Consider the following 6,620-nt stretch of genomic DNA (forward strand, 5'->3'; position numbering starts at 1 on the left):
GAATGGCGCTTCAATCACCGCTTCGATCTCGCCGCCATGATCCCGGCCCTTGGTCGCGCCGCCGTTCGCACACCGCCCGCCACCTACAGCTATCTCAAATGGGCTGACTATGGTGCGTAATCAGGTGAGGCGTTGATAAGGGCCCCTGCCGACGCGCCTCGCTGGGCCGGACCGTATCTGAAGAAGGCAGAGGGGCTCATCGATCCATGGGGGCGGCCTTATCAGTATCGCTTTCCCGGGAGTCGCGGCAGCTACGACCTGTTTTCATTGGGCAGAGACAACGTCGAGGGAGGAACAGGAGAGGATCGTGACGTGGCGAGCTGGGACTAGGTTCGCTTGTTGGCCCGGGGCGAACATCGAACTCGCGGATGCGTGCTCTCGGAAACGAAGCATCCGGCAATGAGGGGGCGGCTGTGAAGCGAGAGAGTTTGCTCGTCACCGTGCTGCGAAGTGTTACAGAGTTCTGGTCTTGGTGGTGGGGTGAGATAGCGGGTCTGATACCAGAGCCTTTGCGCGATGTCACAAGGGTGCGAGAAACCCGGTTGGTACTTGTTGCGACGAACGAGGCGGTCTCCCTCGTCGAGGAGCGATCAAGGGCGCTCCCCCAGACACTGGCAAGCGGTCCCCGCACAGATGAGGTATTGGAACAGATACGGAGGTCGTCGAAGGCCAAGATGGCTGTTCGCAGCCGGATGAGGTGCGGCGTGCGCATCTCTGCCGCTGATTGCCTAGAACGAAAGTTTGAGTTCCCAAGAGCGGTCGTGCCAAAGCTGCAGCAGATATTGGCCCTTGACCTGGCGCGAACGACACCGCTCGATCAGGAAAATGCCTATTGGGCTTACCGCTGGCGTCCCAGCCGCGCAGGAACGATCAATGTCACACAGTTCGTTGTGCGAAAGCCGCTTCTCGACGGCGCCGTCAGAGATGCCGAGAGCGTGGGGCTTCAAATTGCATTTGCCGATGCGTTCGATGGGGGCACTGGCGAGGTTCTCCCTATCGATTTCCTCGCCGGGGCGCACGACGTGGGGGCGCGCCAGATACGCGGCCGTAGTCCGATCGTCGTTAGTGTGGGGGCGGTCGGTCTAATTGTCCTTGCTCTCATCCAATTCGCCTATCGTCAGCACGCGGCCATAGAGGACCTGCGGCTGGAAATCAGCGCCGCTAGGCAGCGAGCGCACACAGTGCAAGCCGCGATCAAGACGAAAGAAGAGGCTGCGATGCGTGTCGACGAAATGCGCCGCATGAAAGCTCAGCGGCCAGCTTTGAGCATGGTGTGGCGGGAGCTGACAGCGCTGCTGCCGGACTCCGCCTGGGTGACAGAGCTTCGGATGACGGAGGACGGCGGACAGATCGTTGGCTTTGCCGCCTCCACGGCGAGCCTCATCGAGCTCGTGTCTCGCTCTGCGTTGTTCATGGAGGCGGCGTTTGTTGCTCCCGTCACAATGGATGCCCGCGAGAAGAAGGAGCATTTTGTATTGGCCTTCAAGTTCAGGCGCCCCGTCGAGGGTGCGCGCGCCAGTCAGAGGAACCTGTGATGGAACAGTTGCCGTTGGTGGTGCGCCGATTGATCGCTCTGGCCATCTTGTTCGCGATCGCGACGATTGCTGGCAGCCTGCTCAGTCTTGGCCTCTGGGGGCTGAAGGAGAATGCCGACCGAATTGACTTGGATCGGAAACAACTTGGACGCTACCTAGCGATTGTCCGGAGCCGCAGCGAAAACGCGGTCGGCACTGCAGAGAGGGATACAAAGGGGAATGCGGACGCGTCGCTATTCTGGTCCGGGGAAAGTGAGGCGATAATCCTGGCGGCCCTTCAGTCGAAGGTTCAGGCAATTGCCGGTTCGCACGGTGCGCAATTCAGAAGTGTGCGCCCGTTGCCGAAACGACAAACAGGCCACCTGGAGCTTGCGGGGCTGTCGCTCGACGTCACAGCCGAGATTGGCAGCTTGCAGCGAGCGATTGGCGACATCGAGACACACTCGCCGCCGCTCATAATCATGGGGGCACAAATGCGGCGATCGCAATACACGCAGTCGGCGAGTGCGCCGACCGAAATTAAGATCGATGCGCAGATTGAGGTGTACGGCGCATTCCGTGCGGTGCCGAAGCGATAGCCCCATGCCGTTTGTTCGCAATGCTCGATGGCTGTTGGCTGGCACGCTGACCTTGGTCGCGGGGTTCGCCGTGCCATGGTCGCAGTGGACGGCGATCGATGCGGGCCCAATCTTTCCGGCAGCGGTTCCCAAGACATTGCAGACCGACTCGCCGGGCAGCAATCAAGGAGTAGAGGCGCTCGACGCGTCGGTTGACAGTTCCGTCGTCACTGAGCGGCCGCTGTTCATTGCAACGAGGCGGCTGCCCGCGAAGGTCGCAGCCGCTGCGCCGATCACGGCGAAGAGCGACCTGCCCGCGGCACAATTCAAATTGATTGGCGTGTTGGTGTCCGGCGGCACAAGGCAAGCGCTGTTGCAGGGGGCCAATGCGGCTGAGGGGAGATGGTATGCTGAGGGGGCAGAGCTAGGCGGCTGGCGCATCGCCGCAATCGGTGAGAACAGCATCGTACTGGCGCACGGCTCTCGCATCGTGGAAGTGAAGTTGCATTCGCGCACACCGGAAGGATGGAAGCGGCACGCACATTGAAAACCCTGTGGACAAGCTGTGGATAAAATGCATGTTCAAGGAGCGGCGGAGATGAAAATTACCCAATGATGACCTAGGCTTGTTGGCTCCGCCACGAGGGCATTCATGAAGGCGGAGTACTATTGTGGCGTTCACTATTCGTCGAGCGGCCGTCATCGGGCCGCTGCTCGTCATTCTTGCAGGGTGTGAGAGCCCGTCCATCGATCGGGTGCTGGGCTCCGAGAAGCTGGCAGTACCGTCAGAAACGAACCGGGTAGCGGCGCGCAGCCGGCAGCCAGCCGCAGCCATCAATCGGGCGACCGATGCTCCAACCCTTCGCACCAGGACCGACTTGGGGACTGGGGAATTCGTCAGTCGCCGAAGATTGCCGGAGCGGCTGATGGAGGTGACCGGCCAGGACAGGGTGACGCTCAACTTGGTCAACGTGACGGTGGCTCAGGCGGCAAAGTCCATATTGGGCGACCTCCTACGTGTCAACTACGTGGTCGACGATCGCGTCAAGGGGACCGTCAGTGTTCAGACGAGCCAGCCCGTTGATGCGATGGCCATGATGGCAATGTTCGAATCAGCGCTGCGCACGAGCGGGGCGGTCATCGTGCAAGATCGCGATTTCTATCGCATCACACCCGTCGAGTCGGCGGCCAGCCTTGGGAGTCCGCTGCAGTCTGTTGAGCAGCAGTCCGACCGGGCCATCCAGCTGGGGCAAAGGTCTCAAGTCGTCACTTTGAAATTTGTGTCTGCGAGGGAAATGGAGCGCATTCTGCGCCCGATCTCTCGGCGCGAGTCCATCGTTCATGTCGATCAGACGCGCAATCTTCTGATCCTGTCCGGAAACGACAATGACGTCAGGACCCTGCGAGAAGCGGTCCAGGTTTTCGATGTCGATTGGATGAAGGGAATGTCGTTTGCGCTTGTGCCCCTAACCAGCTCCGACCCGGAGACGATTGTGGCGGAGCTTGATACCGTCTTCTTCAACGATCGGGATGGCCCCGCCAAGGGGGTTGTCCGTTTCGTGCCGAACAGGCGCCTCAATGCCGTCCTGATCATAAGCTCTCAGCCCAAATACATCGCCCCTGGCGAGCGCTGGGTTCGTCGCTTGGATGCGGCGGCCAAGAATGGCGAAGAGCAGTTGTATGTTTATCACATTCAGAATCGGCCGGCGGCCGAATTGGCCCAAGTACTTAGAAAGGTTCTCGTCGCCGACATCGACACAGTTGCGGCCCCTGCACCGCAGGCCGCTGTTGCTCCGAGATTCAATGCCGTCGCCGCATCCCTTCCTCAGGTGGTGGCTATCCAGCCGACGTTGGCGCAGAGGCTGGCGGACGGACAGCAAGGGAGGTCGCAAGAACAGCCCGCGGCGGCGGAGCCGGAACCGAGCGAGATGACGCGGACGGCTGCCGCGGCACGGCCATCGCGGATGCGGATTGTCGCGGACGAGGCCAACAATGCAATCCTCATCAACGCGACGCCTGCCGACTACAAGCGAGCGCTGCGGGTGCTTGAACGCATTGATGCGGTGGCTAACCAAGTTCTCATCGAGGCGACGATTGCCGAGGTATCTCTGAACGACGAGCTGAAATTCGGCGTCAAGTGGTTCTTCCAGAAGGGGAATAGCGCCCTCTCATTCACGGACGCGGCCAGCGGCGCCGTGGCGTCTCAGTTTCCGGGCTTCTCGTACTTCTTCTCCGTCGCCAATGCGAAAGCTGCTATCGACGCATTGGCCAGCATCACGAAAGTGAAGGTGATTTCGTCGCCTTCTGTGATGGTCCTCGACAATAAGACCGCCGTTCTTCAAGTGGGCGATCAGGTGCCGGTCATCACGCAATCGGCCGTCAGCGTCGCCACGACAGGATCTCCGATCGTGAATACGGTGCAATTCAAGGATACCGGGGTCATTCTTTCGGTCACTCCGCGGGTCAGCGACAGCGGACGCGTGACACTGCTGATCGAGCAGGAGGTGAGCGACGTGACGAAGACAACGTCGTCCGGGATCGACTCGCCAACCATTCAGCAGCGCCGTATCAAGACGACAGTTGCCGTCAATGATGGCGCGAGTCTCACACTGGGCGGGCTGATGCAGGAGCGCAACAAGCTCAACAAGTCGCAGTTGCCTCTGGCAGGCGATATTCCGCTGCTTGACAATCTGTTCAAGCAGAAGGAAGACACGATCGATCGTACGGAGCTTGTGATCATCATCACGCCGCGTGTGGTTCGCGATCAAAACGAGGCAGCACTGGTGACCGACGAGTTTCGGCGTCGGCTCAGCGTGCCCTTGAGCCCGGCCGGGCCTCCAGACCGGCGCGAGAACGTGCGTCGGCTATTGCAGTAGCGGTGTCGGCAAGCCGGGTGTGTGGCGCTGGGAGAGATGCGTCTGCGTAGGGACAGCGAGAGCGGATTCGCCCTGGTTATTGTGATCTGGGGTTTGCTGCTGGTCGCAGTGTTGGCAACGGCCTTCTCGGTAGCCATGCGAACCTACACTCAGGCTACAGCAAACCTCGTCGAGAATGCACGCGCAGCAGCCTATGCGGATGCCGGGGTTGCAATCGCCGTGGCGGCGCTCCTTGATCGGAGAAAGACCAATAGCGGTTGGCGCGGCCGGCTACGTCTCGATGGGATGCCGCTTGGCTGCAGCATTGGAAGCGAGGCGCGTCTCGAAATTGCCGTTCAGGACGAGGCGGGCAGGATAGACATCAACTTCGCGGACGAGCGTCTCTTGGTCGCCTTGTTTCAATCGGCCGGAGCGTCGCAAGGCGAAAGCCAAGCATACGTAGACCGACTGGTCGATTTTCGCGACGGTGACAACCTGAGGCGCGCGGCCGGAGCGGAGCTGGCCGAATACCGCTCGGCGGGCCTCACCTATGGCCCCAAGAATTCTGAGTTCTCATCGATTGACGAACTCGAGCAGGTCCTGGGTGTTCCGACAGATCTTTTCAGGTCCGTGCGGCCTTACATCACGGTGCATTCGCGATTGCCTGGCATTGATGTTAGCGTGGCGCCGAGGCCGCTATTGCGAGCGCTCGCCGGCGATGGGTTGGATGGCAGTGACAGCGTGGACCGCGGGCAGGCGCCACCCGTCTCACAGTTGCGCCCGGACTTGTCCCTCCTGACTACGCTAGGGGTGCGATCAAGCGGTCGCATTTTCTCTATTGTGGCGATCGCAAGCACTGCCGGCGGGGCTCGCTTTGTTCGGGAGGCGGTGGTGGAATTGACAGATCAGCAACAGGCGCCATTTCAGTTCAAGACGTGGCAAAGAGGAGACGCACCGCGCGAGCAGCCGCTGGCTGGTGCGGATCCCCTCCCGCGTTGCTGAATTGGTTGCGGGCAGCCAGATGTACTCGCGCACGGTGCCGGCGGGGCCGCTGCCGTCGGTCTCGGCGATGACGTTGCCGGCGCGGTCGTGCAGGAAGTGGGTGGTGCCCGACGGCGTCATGTTGGTGAGCACGCGGGAAGCGAGCTGCTCAAGGCCGTTGTAGGTGTAGGTGGCGCGCAGGCTGCCGGCCACGGTGAGGGTGGCGAGGCGGTTGCGGCTGTTGTAGGCGTAGGCGGTGCCGGAGCGGGCATCGGTCAGGATGTTGCCGGCGCCGTCGTAGGTGAAGGCGCGCTCGGTGCCGGCGCCGATGGTGACGGTGTCAAGGCGGTTGGAGGCGGCGGGATAGGCGAAGGTGCGGGTGGTGGCGGAGCCGCCGACGGGGGTGGCGATCTCCTGGGTGCGGTTGCCGACGCCGTCGTAGCTCCACGACAGGCTGCCGTAGGCGCCCGCCGCGGTGCTCATGCGGTTGGCGTTGGAGTAGGCGAACGACTGGTTGTTGGCGGTGACGACGGCATCGGTGATGGCCGTCAGGTTGAGATTGTCGGTGCGGCCGTAGCTCACGTCGATCAGCGCCGTGGCGCCGTCTCTGACCTCGCAGCGGCCGAGCTCATGGTCGAGGGTGAAGGTGTTCTGCTCGGTGAGCCCGTTGCCGTAGGTGAGCGACTGCACCA

At 61.6% G+C, this 6,620-nt stretch carries 5 protein-coding genes and 2 pseudogenes; 6 read left to right on the forward strand and 1 reads right to left on the reverse strand.

Going from position 1 to position 6,620, the window contains the following annotated elements:
* Positions 1-132: 132 nt before the first annotated feature.
* From F9K20_RS21410 to F9K20_RS21415, 6 genes and pseudogenes are all read left to right on the forward strand, one after another.
* Positions 133-330, forward strand: a complete 198-nt coding sequence (locus F9K20_RS21410) for a type II secretion system protein GspG (RefSeq protein WP_367238447.1) — start codon at positions 133-135, stop codon at positions 328-330.
* A gap of 431 nt (positions 331-761) precedes the next feature.
* On the forward strand, positions 762-1,535 hold the full coding sequence (locus F9K20_RS21085) for a PilN domain-containing protein (protein ID WP_291006735.1): 774 nt from the start codon (positions 762-764) through the stop codon (positions 1,533-1,535).
* Entirely contained in the window at positions 1,535-2,113 is a 579-nt protein-coding gene (gene gspM, locus F9K20_RS21090) for a type II secretion system protein GspM (protein WP_291006737.1), read from the forward strand. The genes F9K20_RS21085 and gspM overlap by 1 nt, the downstream gene beginning before the upstream one ends.
* Before the next feature lie 4 nt (positions 2,114-2,117).
* On the forward strand, positions 2,118-2,639 hold the full coding sequence (locus F9K20_RS21095; protein WP_291006739.1) for a hypothetical protein: 522 nt from the start codon (positions 2,118-2,120) through the stop codon (positions 2,637-2,639).
* Positions 2,640-2,763: 124 nt separating this feature from the next.
* On the forward strand, positions 2,764-4,968 hold the full coding sequence (gene gspD, locus F9K20_RS21100; protein ID WP_291006742.1) for a type II secretion system secretin GspD: 2,205 nt from the start codon (positions 2,764-2,766) through the stop codon (positions 4,966-4,968).
* Between the two features lie 285 nt (positions 4,969-5,253).
* Positions 5,254-5,586: pseudogene (locus tag F9K20_RS21415) on the forward strand (hypothetical protein); the annotation flags it as partial.
* Positions 5,587-5,763: 177 nt separating this feature from the next.
* On the opposite strand, the pseudogene F9K20_RS21105 reads toward F9K20_RS21415, so the two are convergent.
* Positions 5,764-6,620: pseudogene (locus F9K20_RS21105) on the reverse strand (hypothetical protein); the annotation flags it as partial.

Source organism: Hyphomicrobium sp., assembly GCF_009026145.1.
Classification (GTDB): Bacteria; Pseudomonadota; Alphaproteobacteria; order Rhizobiales; family Hyphomicrobiaceae; genus Hyphomicrobium_A.

What these genes read in the sequence shown, in the direction of transcription:
- gspM (WP_291006737.1), top strand. Translation starts at nt 1,535, where the DNA reads ATGGAACAGTTGCCGTTGGTGGTGCGCCGATTGATCGCTCTGGCCATC.
- F9K20_RS21095 (WP_291006739.1), top strand. Translation starts at nt 2,118, where the DNA reads ATGCCGTTTGTTCGCAATGCTCGATGGCTGTTGGCTGGCACGCTGACC.